Consider the following 21,200-nt stretch of genomic DNA (forward strand, 5'->3'; position numbering starts at 1 on the left):
AGGCCGCCAAATCGGCCCTGAACGGCGGAAAACAAGGAAAAATCGAGGTGCCCTATAGTGACATTGCCCGCGCCATTGGTGCGCCACGGGCGGTTCGCGCGGTGGCGCAGGCCTGCGCAGCAAACCGTCTGGCCATCGCCATCCCCTGCCACCGCGTGCTGCGCCAGGACGGCCAATTGTCGGGCTATCGCTGGGGCATTGACCGCAAGCGCGCACTTTTGTTGCGAGAATCCCCGGCTTAGGGTGCGATTTCCCCGGCAATGTCTTGCAAAACTGCAACGCGCGTCTCATGGTGGCTGGGTCAAGGATGTTGCTTGCAACATGGGAACTGGGTTTCGAACCCGACCGCCCCCGCGACTGTGAGCGGTTTGCGCGACGAAGATGCCACTGATGCGCCAGCATTGGGAAGGCCGTCAGCGCAACAAGCCGCGAGTCAGGAGACCGATCCTTGGCATCATATCAGCCTCCGTCGGGTGTGACGGATAAGGAGAGAAAATGTCTCAGATGACGACCCCGGCGCGTGCCGGTTCCCTGCCATTGAACACCAGCCGCTTCGGCACGATTGTCTTTGCCGCGATCGTCGGGCTTGGCCTTGTGTTTGTGTCAGGGCTTGCCCATTCCGAAACCCTGCATGATGCCGCACATGATATGCGTCATGCGACCGGGTACCCCTGTCACTAAGCCATGGATATAAAATCGATTTCCAGCGCGTTGATCGCTGGTGCCGCAGCGGGGCTGATTGCCGCCCTGCTGCAGCTTTGGCTTGTCCAGCCGGTGCTTTTGCATGCCGAGCTTTACGAGGGCGGCGAACGCACCCATTTCTCTGCCCCCCCGGAAGAGGGCCACTCGCATAGCCATGACAGCGCAGCCATTGCGCCCGATGATCATGCCCATGACCAATCGGCAAGCACGCCAAGCCCCCATCAGGGTGATGCGCCCTTCAGCGCCGAAATAGATCTTAAGCGCGATGCGCTAACGGTGCTTTTCTCGATCCTGATCTATGCGGGCTATGCGCTGCTAAGCTTGGCGGTCCTTTTGGCCACCACAGCCAACGGGCGCAAATTCGCCGTTCGTGACGGGATCTTGTGGGGATTGGGTGGATTTTTGGCCGTACAGTTTCTGCCTGCAATCGGCCTTGCGCCCGAATTGCCCGGCATGTCGGCGGCCGATCTGACGCAAAGACAGATCTGGTGGGGCGCGACAGTGGCGGCCTCGGCCTTGGGGATCTGGCTGATCGCCTTTGGCCGCAATTGGCTAAGCTGGGGCTTGGCGATTTTGCTGATCGCCGCCCCCCATGTGATCGGCGCGCCCCATATCGAGGTCTTTACAGGCCCGGCTCCGCCCGAACTGGCATCAGAGTTTGCCAGCCGTGCGCTTGGCGTGGGCCTTGTGGGCTGGCTGGTGATGGGCCTTGCGCTCTTTGCCTTGCTGTTTTCGCCGCCCCGTCGCATTCAGGTGCAATGACAGGCGATGATGAAACTCCGCCTCTGCCGCTGACCGCGGCCGAGGCATCCCAGATCACCCGACTGAACTGGAGCTTTGCGCTTGGCCCGCTGGGAGGCATGCATTGCCTAAGCGAGCCACGGCTGGGCCAGCCCGATTTGATGCTTCAGGCCTATGAAGTCATCTCGAAAGAGCCGCTGTTAGCCAATCACGGGCTGGTCCTGCTAAGCCAAGCCAGTCCCGATTGTGACCGTTCGGACCATGGCCCGTCCATTCCGCGCCATTTGATGCCCCCTCGGGGATATGTCATCGCAGGCATTGCCGCTGCGCGTCGCGCCACGACAGGCCCGCACCCTTTTGCCGCACATTTCCCCAAGGCCTATCGTCAGCAGCGTCAGGCGCTGATCGCAAGGATCCGTCAAAACCTGCCTGTGCCCCCGGACGCGCCGCGGTTGATGCTGCGCTGTATCCTGCGCGAAATGGCAAGCCACAGCCCTCAACTGATCCTGCCCTTGGCGCGTGAATATGACCGCCCGCTTTGGCAGGCACTTGGCGGGGAGACGCTTGCCGAGGGGCGGGCCGACTAAAGTCCCGCCAAGCGCAGCATCGCGTCAATGGCAAGGTGGCGCTCAAGATGGGCGGCCAGTTCGTCCAAGACCGCCTCGATCTGGGCCTCATATTGCACCGTGGACGCCGCCCCCATTGCCGCAAGATAGGCTGCGCGGAAACCGTCATCACCAAACAGCCCGTGCAGATAGGTCCCACTGACGCGCCCGCAGGCCGAGGTCGCGCCCTCGGGCAGCCCCGCGATTTCGGCAAAGGGTCGCAGGCGATCAGGGCCATTGCTGACCCCAAGATGAATTTCGTAGCCGCTCATCTGCTGACCTGATGCAAGATGACGGGCTTGGACCAGACGCAGGGTCTTATCCCCTTCCAGCACGGTTTCGACATCCAACAGGCCCAAGCCCTCGCTGCTGCCCGCCGCCCCCTCGAAACCATGGGGGTCATGCACATGCCGACCCAGCATTTGATAGCCGCCACATATGCCAAGGATGCGGCCCCCGCGGCGATAATGCGCCAAAAGGTCGATGTCCCATCCCTGCGATCGCAAAAAGGCCAGATCGCCTCGGGTCGATTTGCTGCCCGGCAAAATCACCAGATCCAAGTCACCGGGTATGGCCTCGCCTGGGAGGATTGCCACCAATTCGATGCCGTCCTCGGCGCCAAGCGGGTCAAGATCATCGAAATTTGCAAGGCGCGACAGAACCAGCCAGCCCACGCGCAGCCCCTTGCCTTGCGCATGCAAGCGAATGTCCTGCGCATCTTCGGCAGGCAAAAGATGGGCACGATCAAAGGCCGGAATCACGCCCATACCGGGCCAGCCCGACAGGGCTTCAATCGTGGAATATCCCGCGTCAAAAAGTCTGGGATCTCCACGAAATTTATTGACTATAAAGCCTTTTATCAGTTCTGCATCGCTGGGATCGATCACGGCTTTGGTGCCGACGATCTGCGCAATCACCCCGCCTCGATCAATATCGCCCAACAGAAAAACCGGCACGCGCGTCTGGCTGGCAAAGCCCATATTGGCAATATCGGTGGCGCGCAGATTGGTTTCCGAGGCGCTGCCTGCACCTTCGATCACCATCAGATCATGAGCAGCCTCAAGGCGGTGGTAACTGTCCAGAACAGCTGTCATCAGCCGCCCCTTCATGGTCCAATATTCACGGGCAGGAAACCGCCCCAGCCTTTTTCCCCGAACGATGACCTGCGCGCCCATATCGGTTTCGGGCTTCAGTAAAACCGGGTTCATATCGCTATGGGGTGCCAGCCCTGCCGCGCGCGCCTGAAGCGCCTGAGCACGACCAATCTCGCCGCCATCCGCTGTGACAGCAGCGTTGTTCGACATGTTTTGCGGCTTGAAGGGCGCGACCGACAGGCCACGCAGGCGCAACGCGCGGCATAAGCCCGCCACGATCAGCGACTTGCCGACATTCGAGCCGGTTCCTTGGATCATCAGTCCCGGCATCAGAATTCGATACCCGGCTGGCCCTTGATCCCCGCGCGCCACGGATGCTTGACCAGTGTCATTTCGCTGACCAGATCGGCCAGCTCTATCAGCTCGGGCTTGGCATTTCGCCCGGTCAGGATGACATGGCTCATCTCGGGCTTTTCAGCCTGCAGAAACTCGCAAACTTCGGCAATATCGATATAGTCATTGCGGATCGCGATATTGATCTCATCCAGCAGGACCAGTCGGATTGCCGGGTCACGGATCAGCTCTTGGGCCTTGCGCCATCCGGCTTGCGCCGCCGCGACATCGCGGGCGCGATCCTGTGTTTCCCAGGTAAAGCCCTCGCCCATCGTGTGAAACTGGCACAGATCGGCGAAATGCGTGGTCAGCAGGCGGCGCTCGCCCGTGTCGCGGCTGCCCTTGATAAACTGCACGACAGCGCAGGGCATCTCATGGGCAATTGCGCGCATCACCATGCCAAAAGCCGATGAAGATTTGCCCTTTCCCGATCCGGTGTGAACGATGATCAGGCCTTTCTCGCCTTGCCTTTCCTCGTTTACACGATCCTTTGCCTCTTTTATTTTTTGCATTTTCTCAGCATGTTGCATGTCATTATTCATGTTCAACATTACCTTTCATCTTAGGTGAAAACGCCCATTCCGAAGGCCTGGCAGCGCCTTGGCCTATGCTGCTATGCGGGCCTATGGCAAGCCCCCAGAATCCGCATTTGCCCGCGCGCGGATCGCGGCTTGACTTGATGGCGGGCTTGACGGCATCAAGGGCGGGCAATGGTTCCTGCGGCAACGCAGGCTAAGAGGGAATGTGCCAAGGCCGTCATTGGCCCCAAGCGCAGCCGCCCCCGCGACCGTGACCGGAGAGCCTTTTCACCGCCACTGGGCCACAGCCCGGGAAGGCAGAAAAGGCAAGGGCAGATGCCCGCATCCGCAAGCCGGGAGACCTGCCATGCAAGATAACCAATGATGCGGACGGGGTGTGCCGCGGATGGATGGCATGACCCGTCTTTGCGCCCCATGCCCCCTTCCGCAGACCCTGTCGCATAACGCAAAGGGCCTGTCGGTGACGAGCACGCTTTATATCTGCCAGACCTGTCGCATGGGCCAGCCCGTGCCAGATGACGGGATCGTTCCGGGTGAGCGGCTCTTGAGCGAAGTCATGTCCCAGCCCTTGCCTGCGGGGGTCAGCATCGTTCCGGTTTCCTGTCTTTCGGCCTGTGCGCGCGGCTGTGCCGTCGCCCTCGCACGCCCCGGTTCATGGACCTATGTGCAAGGTGGGCTGGGCCCAGATGACTGCGCCGAGGTGCTGACCATGGCCCGCCAATACAGCCAAAGCGCCGATGGCGTCGTGCCTTGGCGCGAACGCTCGCCCCTCTTTCGCAGCAATACCATTGCCCGAATTCCCCCCTCTTTGCGTCCAAAGGATCTGCCATGAAGCCTCTTGCCAAAACTCCGGTCACTGTCGTCACGGGCTTTCTGGGCGCGGGAAAGACCACGCTTTTGCGCCATCTGATCGCGAATGCTGGCGGACGTCGCCTTGCGGTTTTGGTCAATGAATTCGGCACGGCCGGCGTTGATGGCGAGATCTTGAAATCCTGCGCCAGCGCCGATTGCCCCGAAAGCAACATTCTTGAACTGGCAAACGGCTGTATCTGCTGCACCGTGGCCGATGATTTCCTGCCCGCGATGGAGCAGCTCCTGGCCCTTGACGATGCCCCCGATCACATCTTGATCGAAACCTCGGGCTTGGCTTTGCCCAAGCCGCTGCTCAAGGCCTTTGACTGGCCCGCCATCCGCTCGCGGATCACCGTCGATGGTGTGATCGCTTTGGCCGATACCGAAGCTTTGGCCGCTGGCGCGTTTGACGAGGGCCAGACCGAAGGCAGCGAACATGACAGCCCTCTGGCCGAGGTTTTCGCCGATCAGGTCAATTGCGCCGATATTGTCTTGCTGACGAAAACCGATCTGGCCTCCGAGGCGGTGCGGACGATTGCGCGTGAAAAGCTGAACCAGATCGCCCATCGCGCGCTGCCCGTGATCGAGATCAAGGACGGCGTGATCGACCCGCGCGTGATCTTGGGGCTTGAGGCCAAGGCCGAGGATGATCTGGCCGCGCGCCCCTCGCATCATGATGGTGCCGATGATCACGAGCATGACGATTTCGACTCGCTTGTCGTCACCATGCCCGAAATCGAGGACCCAGCAGATCTGATGGCGCGGATCGAGCGTTTGGTCCGCGAGCAGCATATCCTGCGCGTCAAAGGTCATGTCGCAGTGGTGGGCAAGCCCATGCGCCTGTTGGTTCAGGCCGTCGGCAGCCGCATTCGCCAGCAATATGACCAGCCCTGGAACGGCCCGCGCCTGTCGCAACTGGTGGTGATCGCCGAGCATGATCACATCGATCCCGACGCCATCCGCACCACTCTGCTTGGCTAGGCAGATGCATGTGATCTTTCGCGAAAAGGGCGGGCTTGAAGAAAGCACCACGCCACAAGATCTTGGGCAGACGCCCGGAGATCTTGTGGTGCTGTCCTTTTCCGACAGTGACCTTGCCAGTTTCGCCCATGCTTGGCGGCAAGATCGCGATCAGCTGCCCTCGCTGCGCTTGGCGCAGCTTGCGCGGCTGACTCATCCGGTCTCGGTCGATCAATATATCACGGCCACGCTGCATGGCGCGCGCTTCATCCTTGTGCGTCTTTTGGGCGGGCGCAGCTATTGGGATTATGGCGTCATGGCCTTGCAGGATCTGGCGCGGCGTCGCGGGATTGCGCTGGCCTTTGTCGAGGGCGATGGCGCGGCCATCAACCTGCCCAAGCACAACGCCAGCCTTCTTGCCCAGCTTTCAACGGTCTCGCCCGATCTGCACCAGCGGCTAAGCCAGCTATGCGCCATGGGGGGCCATCAGGCGGCAGGCGCGGCATTGCGCTTGATGGCTGGGCTTGACGCCCACACGCCCGCGCCCTTACCCGAGGTGGGTTGGCTTGATCACGCGCCCCAAAAAGACTGGATCGCAATCCCGTTTTATCGCTCGTGGATGCTCGCCGGGGATCTGCAGCCGATCACGGCGCTGATTGCAGCGATCGAGCGCGAGAACAACTGCCCCGGCCAGTCTGGTCTGGCGGCGATTGAAGCGCGGGGGATTTACCTGCCCTCGTTGAAATCCAAGGCCGCGCAGGACTTTCTCAAGGCGGCATTTAAAGCGAACCCGCCCAAAGCAATCATCAACACAACCGCATTTTCGACCCAAGATGCGGATTGCGCATTGCGATCCGGGCCTCCGGTTTTTCAGGCAGTGCTATCGACTGCCACGCGGGCCCTGTGGGCCGATAGCCAACGTGGTCTGTCGCCTGCCGATATGGCGATGCATGTGGTGCTGCCCGAAGTTGACGGCCGTATTCCGGCGCAAATCATTTCGCTGAAAGACACGCAGACGCCCGACCCCGACTTGCAGATCGCGCTGCCTCACCACCAACCGCTGGCCGACCGCATTCAGGCTCTTGCCCAGCGCGTGCGCGGCTGGATCGCCCTGCAATCATCCCCAAACCCAACCATCGCCGTGGTTTTGTCCACCTATCCCGGCAAGCCTTGGCTTGATGCCCATGCCGTAGGCCTTGACGCGACCCAATCGGCCCAGGCGATCTTGCGCAGCCTTGGCGAAAATCCCGCACCGATCGCCCCCCGGTTGCGGCAAGAAACCATCAGCTGGCCCATCAAAGACTACCTTGCGGCATTGGCGCAGCTTCCCAAAGAGCTGCAGAGTTCGTTGCAAGATCATTGGGGCGCGCCGCAAGATGATCCACAAATCCATGACGATCACGTGCATTTTCACGCATTGCACCAAGGTCGCCATCTGGTCGCGCTGCAACCCGAACGCGGCCTTATTGCCACGCGAGAGGCCAGTTATCACGACCTAAGCGCCCCGCCGCGCCATGCCTACGTCGCCTTTTACCTGTGGCTGCGCGGGCGCGTGCAGGCATTGGTTCACCTGGGCGCGCATGGCACATTGGAATGGCTCCCCGGCAAAGCAGTTGCGCAATCCTTGGCCTGCTGGCCCGAGGCCCTGACCGGCGCCTTACCCGTCATTTATCCTTTCATCGTAAACGACCCTGGCGAGGCCGCCCAGGCGCGCCGCCGTTTGGGGGCTGTCACCTTGGGCCATATGCCCCCCGCGCTAAAGCCCGCGCAATTGCCCGAAAAATTCGTCAGCCTTGAACATATGCTGGACCGCTATGCCACCGCAGATGGCATCGATCCCGCCCGCCGTGATCGCCTGGCGCAGATGATCAGGGACGAGGCCGAGGCACTGGGGCTTTTTGCCCAATTGGGTCTGGATGTGTCGCAAGATGCGCAAGCATTGGGCGCGCTGGACCGATTTGTGTGCGAATTGAAGGAAAGCCGCTATACCGACGGGCTTCATATCTGGGGGCAGGCCGTGGGCGAACACGAGGGGCTGGCACGCGCTCTTGGCGGGCGCCATGTTGCGCCCGGTCCCTCGGGCAGTCCTTGGCGGGGGGCGGCTGATGTGATGCCGACGGGGCGCAATCTTTACGCCGTCGACCCACGCGCCCTGCCCACACCCGAGGCGGTTGAAAAAGGCCGCCTGATGGCTGCCGAATTCATTCGCACCTATTTGCAAGATCACGGTGACTGGCCGAAATCTGTCATGATTGATCTTTGGGGCTCGGCCACAATGCGCACAGGGGGCGAGGATTTTGCCATGGCGCTGGCTTTGGCAGGTCTGACCCCGATCCGCGATCCGGGCACGGGACGGGTGACGGGGATCGAGGTCCTGCCCTTGGCCGAGATGGAACACCCGCGCATTCTGGTCACGCTCAAGATTTCCGGGCTGTTTCGTGACAGCTTTCCGGTGCTGATCCAGCTCTTCGTGCTTGGTTGCCAGATGCTGGCCGCACGTGGACCGGCAAGCGAGATCGGCGAAACGCCTGGGGACAACCCCTATCTGGCTGATACACCCCGGATCTTTGGCCCCAGCGACGGCAATTATGGCACGGGCATCGCGCTTGACGGCCCGCAACACCAGGTTGCCGCCACTTGGTTGGCCAATGGCGGCTTCAGCCATGACGGGCAAAACCCCTCGATGCCCGATCAAGCCGGGCTGGCCCAAGCATTGCACAGCCTTTCTGCCCATTTGCACAGCCAAGACCTGCCTGAAAGCGATCTGCTGATGGCCGAGGATTATGCCGCTCATATTGGCGGTGCCGCAGCAGCCATCGAGGCCACCGGCAACAAGGCCGCGCTTTATCATCTGGACAACACCCGTCAGGACCGCATCGTGCTGCGTGATCTGGGCGCGGAACTGGCCCGCATCACCCATACGCGCGCTGGGGCACCCGCATGGATTACCGCGATGATGCGTCACGGTGCGCGCGGCGCGGCTGAGATTACGGCATCGCTTGATCATCTTGCCGCCTTCGCGCGGTTGACAGGCCAGGTGGCGCCCCAGCTCTTTGACGAAATCGCACGCGCGACCCTGCTTGACGGCAAGGTCATGGCGTTTTTCCAGCAAGAAAACCCGTTGGCCCGGGCCCGGCTGATCGAAATTTTTCTAGACCTTCTGCAGGGTGGGCAATGGTCTACGCGCCATAATGAAATTCTGGCTCATCTCTTTGCGCTTGGGGGATCGGAGCAGCCATGAGCTTTCAGATCAAAGGCTGGTGCCCCACCCCCAACCGCCCCATGCAATCGGGCGATGGCTGGCTGCTGCGTCTCAAGCCACTCGGAGGCGCACTGACCGCAACGCAGGCGATGGGCATTGCAAATGCCGCACGCGAGTTTGGCAATGGCCAGCTGGAGTTGACCAATCGTGGTGCGATGCAGATCCGTGGAATTGCCGAAAACGGCCTTGCCGCCTGCCTGCGCCAATTGGACGGTTTGGGGATCGATCATCAAGGGGCGCTGGCTGCCATCACCTTGGCGCCATATCTGTCCCGGCAAAGGGCGCAGCCGGATATTCCAGATGATCTGGCCCATGATCTGGCTGCGGTATTGGCGCGCTTCCCGCAATTGCCCGCCAAATTCGGTCTGGTCATCGATTGTGGCCCAACCCCTGTTCTTGGCAACTGCCCGGGCGATCTGCGCATTGAGCGTGCCAAGGATGGGTTATGCCTGCGCATCGATGGACGCGCTTTGGGTCATCTGGTTGCACCGCAAGATCTCGGCCATTGCGTTGCACAGATCCTGACTGCCTTTTGTGCCTCGGGGGTGGTGGCAGGCCGCGGACGGATGCGGGACTGGCAAGGTGAATGGCAAAGTGAATGGCTGGGTGAAGCGGACACGGCTGGTTCGACAAGCATGCATCAAACCGCACCCCTGCCCGGCCAGCGCCCCACGCCCGGCCCTTATGAGGGCGATTACCTGCACGCAGTTCCCTTCGGGGCGATCACGGCTGATCTGCTCGAGGCGGCAGCCCTGACCGGACCCGTGACCATCACACCATGGCGCATGATCGGATTGCCCGCGCGGCTGGATCACCCCTCCCTCATCACCCGGCCCGATGATGCGCTGTTGCGCACCCATGCCTGCATTGGCGCGCCGGGTTGTTCGCAGGGCCATGCTGCCACGCGCCCCTTGGCCCGGCGCCTTTCTGCCATGCTTGGCGCGGATCAAAGCCTGCATGTCGCGGGCTGCGCAAAACTTTGCGCCCATCCTGCCCATTTGACCGCTCGCGCCCCCACGCGCGCCCCTAGTCACGATCGCGCTCACGATCCCACTTTGGCCCCTGCTTCGGCCCCTATCACGCTGATAGCCTCGGCGCAGGGGTTTCACCTTGCGGGGCATCCTTTACCCAATCCGGACACATCCATGATCCATAGCTATGAAACCAACGGACAGGCGATCTATGACCGCTCTTTCGCGATCATCCGCGCCGAGGCCGATCTTGCCCGTTTCGCGCCCATCGAGGAACGTGTCGCCGTCCGTATGATCCATGCCTCGGGGCTGGTCGGGCTTGAGCGCGACATCGCCTTTACCCCCGATTTCGCGCTTACCGCGACGACAGCGCTCAAGGCAGGTGCACCCATTTTATGTGATGCGCGCATGGTGTCACAGGGGATCACCACCACCAGACTACCTGCGGGCAATCAGATCATCTGCACGCTGCATGATCCGCAGGTCCCCATTCTGGCCGAGGCCATGAGCAACACGCGCTCTGCTGCCGCATTAGAGCTGTGGCGCCCGCATCTGGCGGGGGCAGTGGTTGCGATCGGCAATGCGCCCACCGCGCTTTTTCACCTGCTGAATATGCTGTCAGATCCCGATTGCCCCCGCCCCGCCGCGATCATCGGTTGCCCGGTTGGCTTTGTGGGCGCGGCTGAATCCAAAGAGGCCCTGATCGCGGCCCCGCCCGTACCAGCGCTGGTGGTGAATGGCCGCCTTGGCGGCTCGGCGGTGACGGTGGCTGCGGTGAATGCCCTTGCCTCGGAGAGGGAATGATGGGGCGCATCATCTGCGCGGGCCTTGGCCCCGGGGCACAAGACTTGATGAGCCTGCGCACGGCCCGTGTCATTCAGGGCGCGCGCCACATCGCCTATTTCCGCAAACCCGGGCGGCAGGGAATGGCGCGCATGATCGTCGAGGGGATGCTGCATCCCGAGGCGGTGGAATATGCGATGGAATACCCGGTAACCACCGAGCTGCCCTTTTCCTCGCCTGAATATCGCGCGGCGCTGGCCGGATTTTACGACGATTGGGCAGATCGGCTGGCCCAATTGGCCCAAAGCTGCGAGGTCGTGGTCCTGTGCGAAGGCGACCCGTTCTTTTATGGCTCGTTCATGCATCTGCACATCAGGCTGCAAGATCGCGCCACATTAGAGATCATCCCCGGCATCACCGGCATGTCGGGCTGCTGGACCGCGACAGGCCAACCCGTGACCTGGGGCGATGACGTTCTGACCGTTTTACCCGGCACCCTGCCCCAGGACGAGCTGGCGCGACGCCTGAGGGATACGGATGCGGCCGTGATCATGAAGACCGGTCGCAACCTGCCCCGCATTCGCGCCGCCTTGCAGCAGGCCGGGCGGCTGGAGGACGCCTGGCTTTGCGTCAAGGGCACCATGACAGGCGAGCGGATCTTGCCGCTGTCGCAGGCGGAATTGGATGATTGCCCCTATTTCGCGACCGTGATTTTACACGGCAATGGCCGCCGCCCCCTGCTTGAGGATCTGACATGAGCGGCAGATTGACCATCGTGGGCCTTGGCCCGGGCGCGCAGGGGCTGATTGCCCCCGAAGCCAGTCTGGCCATTGACCAGGCCAGCGATATTCTGGGCTATATCCCCTATGTGCGGCGGATCGCGCCGCGCGCGGGGCTGGTGCTGCATGAAAGCGACAACCGCGAAGAGCTGGACCGCGCCCATCACGCCATTCGCCTGGCGCAGACCGGCAAGCGCGTTGTGGTGGTCTCGTCTGGTGATCCGGGCGTGTTTGCCATGGCCGCCGCGGTCTTTGAGGCGCTAGAGACAATCGCCCCGGCAGATCACCCCGAGATTTCCGTCATACCCGGCATCACCGCAATGTTGGCCGCCGCAGCGCGCGTTGGCGCACCCCTTGGCCATGATTTTTGCGCGATCAACCTTTCAGACAACCTCAAACCCGCCGAGGTCATCTGCCACCGCATCCGTCATGCGGCACTGGGCGGCTTTGCGATGGGCTTTTACAACCCGCGCTCGGCATCGCGCCCCGATGGCTTTGCCCGCGCGCTTGATGTGCTGCGAGACACCTGCGAGCCCAGCCGCATCATCATCTTTGCCCGGGCCGTCTCGACCCCCGATGAAACGATCTTGATTACCAATCTGGCCGAGGCGCGCGAGGATATGGCCGATATGCGTACCGTCGTCTTGATCGGAAATCCCCAAAGCCGCTGCATCAAGGGCCGTGACGGCGATTGGGTCTATACGCCGCGCAATTGGGTCCAGCCATGAGCGGCCAGCCAAGCCATCACCCCCTCGACGGTCTCGACGACGGGGCGCGGCGCAATCCGGGGTCGCGCCACCATGATCACGGGCAGAGACAGCGCACGCGCGGCGGCAATTTTTGCATAAGCCCCGGTGCCACCCGCATTTTTACTGACGACACAGGTAATCGCATGCTCTTGCAGCATCGCCAGATCATCGGAAAAGTGAAACGGGCCGCGCGCCACGATCCATGCGGCATCAGGCAGCGGCGCGCTGCGCGGTTGATCGACCAGCCGCAGCAGGAAATGGCGCTTGATACCCGCGAATGCCGCCAATTCATTGCGCCCGATCCCCAAGAACACGCGCGGCCCGATCAGCCTTTCTGCGGCCTCGGCCATATTGGCGGCCTCGATCCAGCGATCCCCCGCGACTGCGGCCCATGGTGCGCGCTCCAATGCGATCAGGGGCAGGTCCAGATGCGTGGCGGCAGCTATGGCGTGATTGCTCATCCCTGCCGCAAAGGGGTGGGTCGCATCGATGATCGCGGTGATCGCATGATCGCGGCAATAGCGACACAGCCCCTCGATCCCGCCAAACCCACCGACCCGGACCGGCAGGGGCTGGCCCTTGGGGCAGGCAACGGCGCCAGCATAGGAATAGACGGCATCAATTCGCGCCTGTGCCAGTCTTTGTGCCAAAACTCCGGCCTCGCTCGAACCTCCCAGCAAAAGGATGCGTGACATGAAAGCTCCTTGGCTGACGATCATCGGGTTGCAAGAGGCGGGGCTAGAGGGGCTGACGCCCCCGGCGCGCGCCGCGATTGAGGCCGCCGATACCATTTTCGGTGGGCCACGTCATCTGGAACTGATCGGGGCATCCGATCGCGGCAGGCCCTGGCCTGTGCCCTTTAGCGTCGATCCCGTGCTGGCGCAGCGTGGCAAACCAACGGTGGTGCTGGCCTCGGGCGATCCCTTTCACCATGGCGCCGGACGTGCCTTGGCGCGCAGCCTTGCTCCGGACGAATGGATCAGCCTACCCGCCCCATCGACCTTTTCCTTGGCCGCAAATGCCCTTGGCTGGCCGCTTGAGGATGTCACCTGCCGCGCATTGCATGCCGCGCCGCTGGCCAGCATCCGAGATGAGCTGTTTCAGGGTGCGCGGCTGATCTTGCTGCTGCGCGACGCGCAAGCGGTCCATGATCTGGCAAGGCATCTGGCGGATTGGCAGGTCACTGCTGCAGTGTCAGTGCTCGAGCGTCTGGGCGGCCCCTATCAGAAAATCAGCCCCTATATGGCCGGACATGCCTATGCGACGCCCCTGGCGGTGACGGTGCATGTGGTTGCGGCCGATCCGCTCTCGATCGCGCCCGGCCGCCCAGAGGCCAGCTTTGCCCATGACGGGCAGATCACCAAGGCGCCGATCCGTGCCATGACCCTTGCCGCCCTTGCCCCACGACCGCAAGAATTGCTGTGGGATCTGGGCGCAGGCAGCGGCTCGATTGCGATTGAATGGTGCCGTCTGGGCGGGCGCGCGATTGCGGTCGAACATCGAAGCGACCGGGCGCAGAACATCGCCACCAATATTCGCGATTTCGGCCTAACCGCCCGGATGGAGCTGCAATTGGGCGCGCATCTGGATAAGGTGCCTGCTTTGCCGCGCCCTGATGCGGTCTTTATCGGCGGCGGTTTTTCTCAGGCTTTGTTCGTGGCGTTGCAAGATCATGCCAAGGGCGCACGGCTGGTGGTCAATGCAGTCACCCTGGAAACCGAAGCCTTGCTGATCCAATTGGCGCAAAAGCAAGGCAGCCTGTTGCGCATTGAGATGTCTCAGGCACAGCCCCTTGGCGCGATGCGCAGCTGGAAGCCGGCGCGCCCCGTGACGCAATGGATCACGACGCTATGAGTGTGATCGCAGGGATCGGGCTACGTGATAGTGCCACAGTGACAGAACTGCGTGAACTGCTGGTGCTTGCCCCCGCCCCAGTAACCGGGCTGGCGACGGTTCAGGCCAAAAGCAGCCACCCTGCCCTGACGGCGCTTGTGGCTGAAACCGGGCTAGCCCTGCATGCTATCCCCCCAGCTGCTTTGCGCGCCATTGGCACGCTGACGCAATCGCCCGATCAGATCCGCCGCTTTGGCACGGGCTCGCTGGCCGAGGCCTGTGCGCTTGTCGCGGCCCAGCCAGATGCAAATCTGCACGCGCCACGCTGCATCAGCCCATCCGGGCGCGCCACCATCGCCTTTGCCATCAGGAGGTCCAATTGACCGTTCACTTCATCGGCGCAGGCCCGGGCGCGCCAGACCTTTTGACGCTGCGCGCGGTCAAACTGATCGGCTCTTGCCCGGTCTGCCTTTATGCCGGATCGCTGATCCCCGCCGAAGTACTGGGCCATTGCCCCGCCAATGCGCACCTGATCAACACTGCCCCGCTGTCGTTGGACGACATCATCGCCGAGATCCGCTCGGCCCATGGCGCGGGGCATGATGTCGTGCGCCTGCACTCGGGCGATCTGTCGCTTTGGTCCGCGATGGGCGAGCAGCTGCGTCGCTTGCGCGAGCTGGATATTCCCTATGACGTGACCCCCGGCGTACCCGCTTTTGCGGCAGCGGCCGCCGCACTTGGGGCCGAATTGACCCTACCTGGTCAGGCGCAATCTGTGGTGCTGACGCGCACATCTGGGCGCGCAACAGCCATGCCCTCTGCCGAGACGCTAGAGGCCTTTGCTGCCACCGGTGCGACGCTTGCCATTCATCTTTCCATCCATGTCGCAGATCAGGTCCAGCGCCGTCTCAGTGCTTATTTCCCCCCGGATTGCCCGGTTGCCGTGGTCTGGCGCGCCAGCTGGCCCGATCAGCAGATCCTGCGAGGCACCTTGGCCGAATTGGGCGAATTGGCGGCTCAGGGTGCCACCCGGACCGCACTGATCCTGATCGGGCAAAACCTTGCCACGCAACCGGGTGACTTCGCTGAAAGCCGCCTTTATGCAGGCGATTACGACCGACGCTTTCGTCCCATCGGCACCAAGCCGCGCTTTCCAGAAGGTTGCGAATGATTCCGGGTATTCTGATCGCCGCCCCCGCCTCGGGGACGGGAAAAACCACCGTCATGCTGGGCCTGCTGCGGGCCTTTCGTGATCGCGCGCTGACCGTTCAGCCCTTCAAATGCGGGCCCGATTACATCGACCCGGCCTTTCATCTGGCGGCCTCGGGCAGGCAAAGCTTCAACCTTGATGGCTGGGCCATGGACGGGGCGCTTTTGGATGCTCTGTCCTTGCAGGCGCGCGGAGCCGATCTGGTGATCGCCGAAGGTTCGATGGGGCTGTTTGATGGCGTGATCCAGCCCGGCGCGTTTTCCAATGGTTCCAGCGCCAGCATTGCACGGCGCATGGGCTGGCCGGTGGTGCTGGTCATCGATGCTTCGGGTCAGGCGCAATCGGCGGCGGCGACGGCACTGGGATTTGCCAGCCTGGAAAAAGGCCTGCCCTTTGCCGGGGTTATCCTAAACCGCGTGAATTCGCCGCGCCACGAAAGCCTGTTGCGTCACGCGATGGATCAGGCGGGGATCACGGTTTTTGGCTGCCTGCCGCGCCGCGCGGATCTGGTCCTGCCCGAGCGTCACCTGGGGCTGGTACAGGCGTCCGAACATCCCGCCCTAGAGGCCGCAATTTCCGCCTATGCCGACATGCTGGCAGCCCATGTCGATCTGAATGCCCTGCGTGGTGCAGTGGGCGCGGTCGGAACCAAAGCGCTGACGTTAAGCGCATCCATGGCCCCACCCGCACAGCGCATTGCCGTGGCACAAGACACCGCCTTCAGCTTTCTTTACCCGCATCTGGCCCAACTTTGGCGTGCCGCGGGTGCCGAACTTCTGCCCTTCTCGCCCTTGGCCGATCAAGCCCCCGATCCCAGCGCCGATATGGTCTGGCTTCCGGGGGGCTATCCTGAACTTCATGCGGGGGCGATTGCCGGGGCCAGCCGCTTTCTTGACGGGCTGCGCGCCTTTGCCCGCCACAAACCCGTTCATGGTGAATGTGGCGGCTATATGGTTTTGGGCGAAAGCCTGACCGACAAGGATGGCACAACCCATCAGATGGCGGGCCTTTTGGGCCTGCGCACATCCTTTGCCAAGCGCAAGTTGAACCTTGGCTATCGCTTGGCCGAACTGGCCGCGCCAATCGCGGCGCTTGGGGCGGGCAAGACGCTGCGCGGGCACGAGTTTCATTACTCGTCGATCCTGGCCCAACCCGACGCGCCCTTGGCCCGCGTCTGGGACGCCACCGGGGCCGAGGCGGCCCAAAGCGGGTCCTATCGCGGCCATGTCACGGGCAGCTTCTTTCACCTCATCGCCGAGGAACGCGCATGATCTTGTCGCTGATCGGTATCGGTTGCGGCAACCCCGAGCATCTGACGTTGCAGGCCATTGCCGAAATCAACCGTGCCGATCTGATCTTACTGCCCGACAAGGGCCAAGACAAAGCCGCACTCGCCCATCTGCGGCAGCAGATTCTGGAGCGCCATCTGAGCAACCCCAAGGTCCAGATCCGCCCGTTTGCCATGCCCGAGCGGCGCCGCGATGCGGGCTATTTGCAAGGGGTCAATGACTGGCACGAGCAGATTGCCGCGTGCTGGCTGGCCGAGATCGCGGCGGCGGGCAACCCGGAACGGGTGGCGCTGCTCGTCTGGGGGGATCCCTCGCTTTATGACAGCACATTGCGCATTGCCGCCCGGCTGACGCCAGCGCCGCAAATCCAGGTGGTTCCGGGCATCACCTCGCTTTCCATGCTCACTGCGGCCCATGCGGTGGCGCTGAATGGGTTGGCGCAAAGCGTGGCGATCCTGCCTGCGCGGGTGCTGCGCGATCAGGGCTGGCCCGCCAACATCGCCTCGATCGCGGTTTTTCTGGACGATGGATCAACGCTGGCGGGACTAAGCGAGAATTGCCAGATCTGGTGGGGGGCCTATCTGGGGATGCCCGAGCAGGTCTTGGTGGCGGGCCAGTTGGGCGAAGTCCGCGCCCAGATCAAGACGTTGCGCCAGAACCTGCGCGCACAACACGGCTGGATCATGGACCTTTACCTGCTGCGACAAGCCTGACGATTACGGCATTTCCTGCTGCCGCCGGCATCTTTGGCAAAGAAGGCGCGGATATAATCGGGATTTTGATCACCCATGATCAGGCAATCTCGACACTCAGGATGAAGGCTGGCAGTGTCAGCATTGCGGCACGAAGCGGCGATTGTTCCGGGATAAGCATCGTGTCGGCAGGGTCAAAAGGCTTGCAGATGACCATGATACCCACGCTTACCACACCGCGCCTGACGCTTCGGCCGATGCGGGCAGCAGACTGGCCCATGTATCATCAATTGATGGCGTCAGATCGCTCCATCTATATGGGTGGTCCTTTTTCAACTGCCGTGGCTTGGGGAATGTTTTGTGCCGACCACGCCCAATGGAGCTTATTTGGCTGTGGCGGGCTTATGATCGAGCACAGCACCAGTGGTGCCTGTCTGGGCCAAGTGGGCATCAATTCAGGGCCGCTGTTCCCAGAGTTCGAACTGGGATGGCTGCTCTACCCTCAGGCAGAGGGGCACGGTTTCGCATATGAAGCTGCCACCGCTTTGCGACGGTGGAGCTGTGATGTCCGCAAACTTGAAACGCTGGTAAGCTACATCGATACTGCCAACCAACGATCAGCCAGATTGGCACTGCGTCTGGGCGCGGCCTTGGATGCCAAGGCGCAAAGGCCAGATCCCTCGGATTTGGTCTATCGGCACTTCGGCTCAGCACCCTCGGCACATGCGACAAACGCGCCTTTGCGTCAATTTTCCTGAGAGAGGGTGCCGAAAGCATTTGCGCCGCATCCCGCGAACCTTTTGGATATATATTAAGCGTGGAGGACCGGCGCGATGGAGCTGAAATGGCTTGAGGATTTCTTGTCGCTTGCCGTGACGCGCAGCTTTTCGCGCGCCGCCCAGGAACGCAATGTCACCCAGCCGGCCTTTAGCCGACGCATCCGCGCGCTGGAAATCTGGCTTGGCACCGATCTTCTTGACCGCAGCGTCTATCCCGTCGCCTTGACCCCCGAGGGGAAGCAATTCCTTGAAACCGCCGAAGAGGTGGTGAACGCCCTGACCGCCGCAAAAGAGACATTTCACGGCGTGAATGCCAGCGGGCGCGGACAGACGGTCGCCATCACCGCCCTGCATACAATTGCGCAAAGTATCCTGCCGAAATGGATCGCAATGCTGCAAGACAGGCTCGGGCCCTTCACCAGCCGCGTGCTGCCGGACAACTTTACCACCTGCCTGCATGCGCTGACGGATGGTGGTTATGATTTCTTCATGACCTTTTACCACCCCGAAGTGCCCATCAACCTGTCCGAGCAGGCCTATCCGTTTCTGAGCATTGGCACGGATCACCTGCTGCCGGTCGCGGCACCCGTTCTGGCCGATCGGCTGGCACGCGACGGGGCGGCGCTGCCTTTGCTGCAATATTCGCGCGGCTCTTTTCTGGGGCTTTTGGCCAAAATCGCGCATGGTCAGCAAAAAAGCGTGCCGACCTATCTAAGCCATATCAACGAAAACTCGATGGCCGAAGCCTTGCGCGCCATGGCCCGGCAGGGATTGGGTATGGCTTGGCTGCCCCAATCTCTGATCGAGGATGATCTGGCATTTGGGCGGCTGGTGCGGCTTGGCGAGGGGTTCGAAATGGAGATCCGGCTTTACCGCAACCTTGAGCGCGCAAGAGGATTTCTGGATCGGATCTGGCAAGCGACGGCCGAAACCCGTCTTGATTAACAAGGGGCCAAGCCCCGCCCCAGGCAGGCCTCAAGCAAGCCACAGCCGTACCCTTGCCGCGCCCGCCCCATTTGCCAGATCCGCGAGCCTGGTGCGCCCTACCCTAACCCTTGTGGCGCGACCGATGCCCAATTCCCGATGCGCAATGCGCAAAGACCGCACCACGGCCCTGCTGGAGATCCGCGCCGTAACGGCCACAGAAAGCGACCCCAGAAACCGGCCCGATCACTGCCCGCTGCCGGCCCCCGGGCGCTAGCGCGTCCGCCACGCCAAGCCGTCGGCCGCCCCACACCCGCACATCCGCACCCCGCACATCCGCGCACCGCCCGCGCCGACCGGCCTTAGTCCCTTTGCGCGACCTGATGGCCAGCGGCCTTCCATGCGGAAATTCCACCTTTCAAACTGCGCGCGTCCAGCCCCATGTCCTGCGCCAGTTGGGCCGCCAGCAAAGACCGCCAGCCCGAAGCGCAATAGAACACAAAGGTCTTTTTCTGGGCAAAACGCGGCTTGTGATAGGGGCTTTGCGGGTCGATCCAGAACTCCAGCATGCCGCGCGGCGCGTGAAAAGCGTCTGCGATCATGCCCTCGCGCTCTAGCTCGCGGGGATCGCGAATATCGACGATGACGATGTCATCATCCGTGATCCGTGCCGCCAGATCATCAGGTGAAACCGAGGTGACGACGGCCTCGGCCTCGTCAAGCATCTGCTGAACAGTTTTGACCATGACACCTTTCCCGATCATTGCGCCCGTCCCTGATCGAAAGGGCGCGTGTTTTTACGCAAGGCCTGTGTCAACCCACCCTGTCCCGATTGCGGCGGGCATGGGGGTATGAGGTAGTGGGGGAATGGGCCCCCGCACATCCTTGCCAAAGATCATTCTAGCGCCTGCAGGGCCAAAAGTCTGGACCCTTTGCACCGATGCCCCCAGCCGAACCAAAGCCCGCATCCTGTGCGATGCCCTGCGGGCTTGCGATCCGGCTATTCGGCAGCAAGCCCCGCCATCATCGCAAGATAGCTTTCCATCGCATCGGGCGCGCTTTCGCCATAGGGTTCGATCCGCACCAGACAGGTATGGGCCGCACAGCCCTGCCCGAACTGCGAGGTTGGAATATCAGCCGTCAGCACATTCGGGTTTCCTGACAAATCCAGCCCCGAATTTCCCGATGGGGTGAACCATGCCCCCGTGGGCAAAACCGCCACGTCCGGACGCACGGATGCACTGAGCTGAATGGTCGCAAGACAAGCGCCGCGCGAATTCCACAACCGCGCAATATGGCCGTCGATCAGCCCCAACCGATGCGCGTCATCGGGATGCAGGCGCACCTGCTCGCGACCATTTCGCTTGTCGGCCATGCTGGCGGGCCCGGTCTCTAGCTGGCTGTGCAACCGACCGTTGGGCTGGTTCGAGATCAGGTGAAATTCATCATCATGGCGCGCGGCCCCCAACCATTCCTGGGGCGCAATCCATGCCGGATGGGGCGGGCAGTCATCATAGCCCAGCCGCGCCAGGGTTTCGCTGCCCAAAACGATCCGCCCGGTTTCGGTGCCGAGGGGATGAGCATCGGGATCCTGACGAAAATCCGACAGATAGACATGCTCCTCGATCACTGGAATATCGGCATAGCCCTGCTGCCAGAAGCTATCAAAATCAGGCAGTTGCGCGCCCGAGCTGGATTGGGCTTCGGCACGGCTTTGCTCGTAAAGATGGCGCAGCCAGCCCATTTCGTCGCGCCCCTCGTTAAAGGCGTCGCCCACCCCCAACTTGCGCGAAATCAGATCGAAAATATCGAAATCCGAGCGCGCTTCGCCCAAGGGCGCAATCGCTTGCTGCATCGCCAAAATGACATCCATGCGCCGGTTGCCGGCCAGATCGTTACGCTCGATCGAGGTCGAGGCCGGCAGGACGATATCGGCACGCTGCGCGGTGGCGGTGAACATGGGATCTTGGACGATAATGGTCTCGGGTCGGGTCCAGGCCTCATTAAGGCGGTTCAGATCCTGGTGATGGTGAAAGGGATTGC

Annotated in this window: 22 protein-coding genes, 1 pseudogene and 2 riboswitches; of the genes and pseudogenes, 18 read left to right on the forward strand and 5 right to left on the reverse strand. The window is 62.2% G+C overall.

Features of this window, described 5'->3' with window-relative positions; genetic code table 11:
* From RTS12_RS14290 to RTS12_RS14305, 4 genes are all read left to right on the forward strand, one after another.
* The coding region (locus RTS12_RS14290; RefSeq protein ID WP_312529661.1) for an MGMT family protein at positions 1 to 242 on the forward strand (242 nt) is incomplete at its 5' end.
* A 46-nt stretch (positions 243 to 288) separates the two neighbouring features.
* Positions 289 to 465, forward strand: a riboswitch (cobalamin riboswitch).
* 39 nt (positions 466 to 504) lie between these two features.
* Positions 505 to 681, forward strand: coding sequence for a CbtB-domain containing protein (locus RTS12_RS14295; protein ID WP_409455688.1), 177 nt, complete (start codon positions 505 to 507; stop codon positions 679 to 681).
* Between the two features lie 3 nt (positions 682 to 684).
* A complete protein-coding gene (locus RTS12_RS14300; protein ID WP_312529664.1) occupies positions 685 to 1,464 on the forward strand; it encodes a CbtA family protein in 780 nt (259 codons plus the stop codon).
* A complete protein-coding gene (locus RTS12_RS14305; RefSeq protein ID WP_312529666.1) occupies positions 1,461 to 2,030 on the forward strand; it encodes a hypothetical protein in 570 nt (189 codons plus the stop codon). The genes RTS12_RS14300 and RTS12_RS14305 overlap by 4 nt, the downstream gene beginning before the upstream one ends.
* Here RTS12_RS14305 and RTS12_RS14310 read toward each other — a convergent pair.
* Together RTS12_RS14310 and cobO are read right to left on the reverse strand one after the other, a co-directional pair.
* Positions 2,027 to 3,472: a cobyric acid synthase gene (locus RTS12_RS14310; protein ID WP_312529668.1), complete on the reverse strand. Its 1,446-nt coding sequence runs from the start codon at positions 3,470 to 3,472 to the stop codon at positions 2,027 to 2,029. The two genes, RTS12_RS14305 and RTS12_RS14310, sit on opposite strands and share 4 nt — an antisense overlap.
* Positions 3,472 to 4,077, reverse strand: coding sequence for a cob(I)yrinic acid a,c-diamide adenosyltransferase (gene cobO / locus RTS12_RS14315; RefSeq protein ID WP_312529699.1), 606 nt, complete (start codon positions 4,075 to 4,077; stop codon positions 3,472 to 3,474). The genes RTS12_RS14310 and cobO overlap by 1 nt, the downstream gene beginning before the upstream one ends.
* 152 nt (positions 4,078 to 4,229) lie before the next feature.
* A riboswitch (cobalamin riboswitch) is annotated at positions 4,230 to 4,438 on the forward strand.
* A gap of 30 nt (positions 4,439 to 4,468) precedes the next feature.
* Here cobO and RTS12_RS14320 point away from each other — a divergent pair.
* From RTS12_RS14320 to cobJ, 7 genes and pseudogenes are all read left to right on the forward strand, one after another.
* On the forward strand, positions 4,469 to 4,906 hold the full coding sequence (locus RTS12_RS14320) for a DUF1636 domain-containing protein (protein ID WP_312529670.1): 438 nt from the start codon (positions 4,469 to 4,471) through the stop codon (positions 4,904 to 4,906).
* Positions 4,903 to 5,907, forward strand: a complete 1,005-nt coding sequence (gene cobW / locus RTS12_RS14325; protein WP_312529672.1) for a cobalamin biosynthesis protein CobW — start codon at positions 4,903 to 4,905, stop codon at positions 5,905 to 5,907. Before RTS12_RS14320 ends, cobW begins: the two co-directional genes overlap by 4 nt.
* A gap of 4 nt (positions 5,908 to 5,911) precedes the next feature.
* Positions 5,912 to 9,127 (forward strand): cobaltochelatase subunit CobN, encoded by a 3,216-nt coding sequence (gene cobN, locus RTS12_RS14330; RefSeq protein ID WP_312529674.1) that lies wholly within the window; start codon positions 5,912 to 5,914, stop codon positions 9,125 to 9,127.
* A gap of 41 nt (positions 9,128 to 9,168) precedes the next feature.
* Positions 9,169 to 9,348 (forward strand): annotated as a pseudogene (locus RTS12_RS14335) (cobalamin biosynthesis protein CobG); the annotation flags it as partial.
* A gap of 945 nt (positions 9,349 to 10,293) precedes the next feature.
* Positions 10,294 to 10,923 (forward strand): precorrin-8X methylmutase, encoded by a 630-nt coding sequence (locus RTS12_RS14340; protein ID WP_312529701.1) that lies wholly within the window; start codon positions 10,294 to 10,296, stop codon positions 10,921 to 10,923.
* Positions 10,923 to 11,660, forward strand: a complete 738-nt coding sequence (gene cobI / locus RTS12_RS14345) for a precorrin-2 C(20)-methyltransferase (RefSeq protein WP_312529703.1) — start codon at positions 10,923 to 10,925, stop codon at positions 11,658 to 11,660. The genes RTS12_RS14340 and cobI overlap by 1 nt, the downstream gene beginning before the upstream one ends.
* Positions 11,657 to 12,409, forward strand: a complete 753-nt coding sequence (gene cobJ / locus RTS12_RS14350) for a precorrin-3B C(17)-methyltransferase (protein ID WP_312529676.1) — start codon at positions 11,657 to 11,659, stop codon at positions 12,407 to 12,409. Before cobI ends, cobJ begins: the two co-directional genes overlap by 4 nt.
* Here the strand turns inward: cobJ and RTS12_RS14355 are convergent.
* The gene (locus RTS12_RS14355) at positions 12,379 to 13,125 is read right to left on the reverse strand and encodes a cobalt-precorrin-6A reductase (protein ID WP_312529678.1); all 747 of its coding nucleotides are present in this window, start codon (positions 13,123 to 13,125) and stop codon (positions 12,379 to 12,381) included. The two genes, cobJ and RTS12_RS14355, sit on opposite strands and share 31 nt — an antisense overlap.
* On the opposite strand from RTS12_RS14355, the gene cbiE reads away from it, so the two are divergent.
* The 7 genes from cbiE (at position 13,124) to RTS12_RS14390 (ending at position 19,178) form a co-directional block, all read left to right on the forward strand.
* On the forward strand, positions 13,124 to 14,284 hold the full coding sequence (gene cbiE, locus RTS12_RS14360; RefSeq protein ID WP_312529680.1) for a precorrin-6y C5,15-methyltransferase (decarboxylating) subunit CbiE: 1,161 nt from the start codon (positions 13,124 to 13,126) through the stop codon (positions 14,282 to 14,284). The two genes, RTS12_RS14355 and cbiE, sit on opposite strands and share 2 nt — an antisense overlap.
* Positions 14,281 to 14,646: a cobalamin biosynthesis protein gene (locus RTS12_RS14365; RefSeq protein ID WP_312529682.1), complete on the forward strand. Its 366-nt coding sequence runs from the start codon at positions 14,281 to 14,283 to the stop codon at positions 14,644 to 14,646. The genes cbiE and RTS12_RS14365 overlap by 4 nt, the downstream gene beginning before the upstream one ends.
* Positions 14,643 to 15,434, forward strand: a complete 792-nt coding sequence (gene cobM / locus RTS12_RS14370; RefSeq protein WP_312529684.1) for a precorrin-4 C(11)-methyltransferase — start codon at positions 14,643 to 14,645, stop codon at positions 15,432 to 15,434. The genes RTS12_RS14365 and cobM overlap by 4 nt, the downstream gene beginning before the upstream one ends.
* Entirely contained in the window at positions 15,431 to 16,744 is a 1,314-nt protein-coding gene (locus RTS12_RS14375) for a cobyrinate a,c-diamide synthase (protein ID WP_312529686.1), read from the forward strand. Before cobM ends, RTS12_RS14375 begins: the two co-directional genes overlap by 4 nt.
* Positions 16,741 to 17,475 carry a precorrin-6A synthase (deacetylating) gene (cobF, locus tag RTS12_RS14380; RefSeq protein ID WP_312529688.1) on the forward strand — a complete coding sequence of 245 codons (735 nt, stop codon included), beginning with the start codon at positions 16,741 to 16,743 and terminating at the stop codon, positions 17,473 to 17,475. Before RTS12_RS14375 ends, cobF begins: the two co-directional genes overlap by 4 nt.
* A gap of 65 nt (positions 17,476 to 17,540) precedes the next feature.
* Positions 17,541 to 18,212 (forward strand): GNAT family N-acetyltransferase, encoded by a 672-nt coding sequence (locus RTS12_RS14385; RefSeq protein WP_312529691.1) that lies wholly within the window; start codon positions 17,541 to 17,543, stop codon positions 18,210 to 18,212.
* Positions 18,213 to 18,287: 75 nt separating this feature from the next.
* Positions 18,288 to 19,178 (forward strand): LysR family transcriptional regulator, encoded by an 891-nt coding sequence (locus RTS12_RS14390; protein ID WP_312529693.1) that lies wholly within the window; start codon positions 18,288 to 18,290, stop codon positions 19,176 to 19,178.
* 341 nt (positions 19,179 to 19,519) lie between these two features.
* Here the strand turns inward: RTS12_RS14390 and RTS12_RS14395 are convergent, their stop codons facing one another.
* Both RTS12_RS14395 and RTS12_RS14400 read right to left on the reverse strand, forming a co-directional pair.
* Positions 19,520 to 19,921: a rhodanese-like domain-containing protein gene (locus RTS12_RS14395; protein ID WP_312529695.1), complete on the reverse strand. Its 402-nt coding sequence runs from the start codon at positions 19,919 to 19,921 to the stop codon at positions 19,520 to 19,522.
* 236 nt (positions 19,922 to 20,157) lie between these two features.
* The coding region (locus RTS12_RS14400; RefSeq protein WP_312529697.1) for a molybdopterin dinucleotide binding domain-containing protein at positions 20,158 to 21,200 on the reverse strand (1,043 nt) is incomplete at its 5' end.

It is taken from the genome of Paracoccus sp. (in: a-proteobacteria) (assembly GCF_032007265.1).
Classification (GTDB): domain Bacteria; phylum Pseudomonadota; class Alphaproteobacteria; order Rhodobacterales; family Rhodobacteraceae; genus Paracoccus.

What these genes read in the sequence shown, in the direction of transcription:
- RTS12_RS14295 (WP_409455688.1), top strand. Translation starts at nt 505, where the DNA reads ATGACGACCCCGGCGCGTGCCGGTTCCCTGCCATTGAACACCAGCCGC.
- RTS12_RS14300 (WP_312529664.1), top strand. Translation starts at nt 685, where the DNA reads ATGGATATAAAATCGATTTCCAGCGCGTTGATCGCTGGTGCCGCAGCG.
- RTS12_RS14305 (WP_312529666.1), top strand. Translation starts at nt 1,461, where the DNA reads ATGACAGGCGATGATGAAACTCCGCCTCTGCCGCTGACCGCGGCCGAG.
- RTS12_RS14310 (WP_312529668.1), bottom strand. Translation starts at nt 3,472, where the DNA reads ATGCCGGGACTGATGATCCAAGGAACCGGCTCGAATGTCGGCAAGTCG.
- cobO (WP_312529699.1), bottom strand. Translation starts at nt 4,077, where the DNA reads ATGAATAATGACATGCAACATGCTGAGAAAATGCAAAAAATAAAAGAG.
- RTS12_RS14320 (WP_312529670.1), top strand. Translation starts at nt 4,469, where the DNA reads ATGACCCGTCTTTGCGCCCCATGCCCCCTTCCGCAGACCCTGTCGCAT.
- cobW (WP_312529672.1), top strand. Translation starts at nt 4,903, where the DNA reads ATGAAGCCTCTTGCCAAAACTCCGGTCACTGTCGTCACGGGCTTTCTG.
- cobN (WP_312529674.1), top strand. Translation starts at nt 5,912, where the DNA reads ATGCATGTGATCTTTCGCGAAAAGGGCGGGCTTGAAGAAAGCACCACG.
- RTS12_RS14340 (WP_312529701.1), top strand. Translation starts at nt 10,294, where the DNA reads ATGATCCATAGCTATGAAACCAACGGACAGGCGATCTATGACCGCTCT.
- cobI (WP_312529703.1), top strand. Translation starts at nt 10,923, where the DNA reads ATGGGGCGCATCATCTGCGCGGGCCTTGGCCCCGGGGCACAAGACTTG.
- cobJ (WP_312529676.1), top strand. Translation starts at nt 11,657, where the DNA reads ATGAGCGGCAGATTGACCATCGTGGGCCTTGGCCCGGGCGCGCAGGGG.
- cbiE (WP_312529680.1), top strand. Translation starts at nt 13,124, where the DNA reads ATGAAAGCTCCTTGGCTGACGATCATCGGGTTGCAAGAGGCGGGGCTA.
- RTS12_RS14355 (WP_312529678.1), bottom strand. Translation starts at nt 13,125, where the DNA reads ATGTCACGCATCCTTTTGCTGGGAGGTTCGAGCGAGGCCGGAGTTTTG.
- RTS12_RS14365 (WP_312529682.1), top strand. Translation starts at nt 14,281, where the DNA reads ATGAGTGTGATCGCAGGGATCGGGCTACGTGATAGTGCCACAGTGACA.
- RTS12_RS14375 (WP_312529686.1), top strand. Translation starts at nt 15,431, where the DNA reads ATGATTCCGGGTATTCTGATCGCCGCCCCCGCCTCGGGGACGGGAAAA.
- cobF (WP_312529688.1), top strand. Translation starts at nt 16,741, where the DNA reads ATGATCTTGTCGCTGATCGGTATCGGTTGCGGCAACCCCGAGCATCTG.
- RTS12_RS14390 (WP_312529693.1), top strand. Translation starts at nt 18,288, where the DNA reads ATGGAGCTGAAATGGCTTGAGGATTTCTTGTCGCTTGCCGTGACGCGC.
- RTS12_RS14395 (WP_312529695.1), bottom strand. Translation starts at nt 19,921, where the DNA reads ATGATCGGGAAAGGTGTCATGGTCAAAACTGTTCAGCAGATGCTTGAC.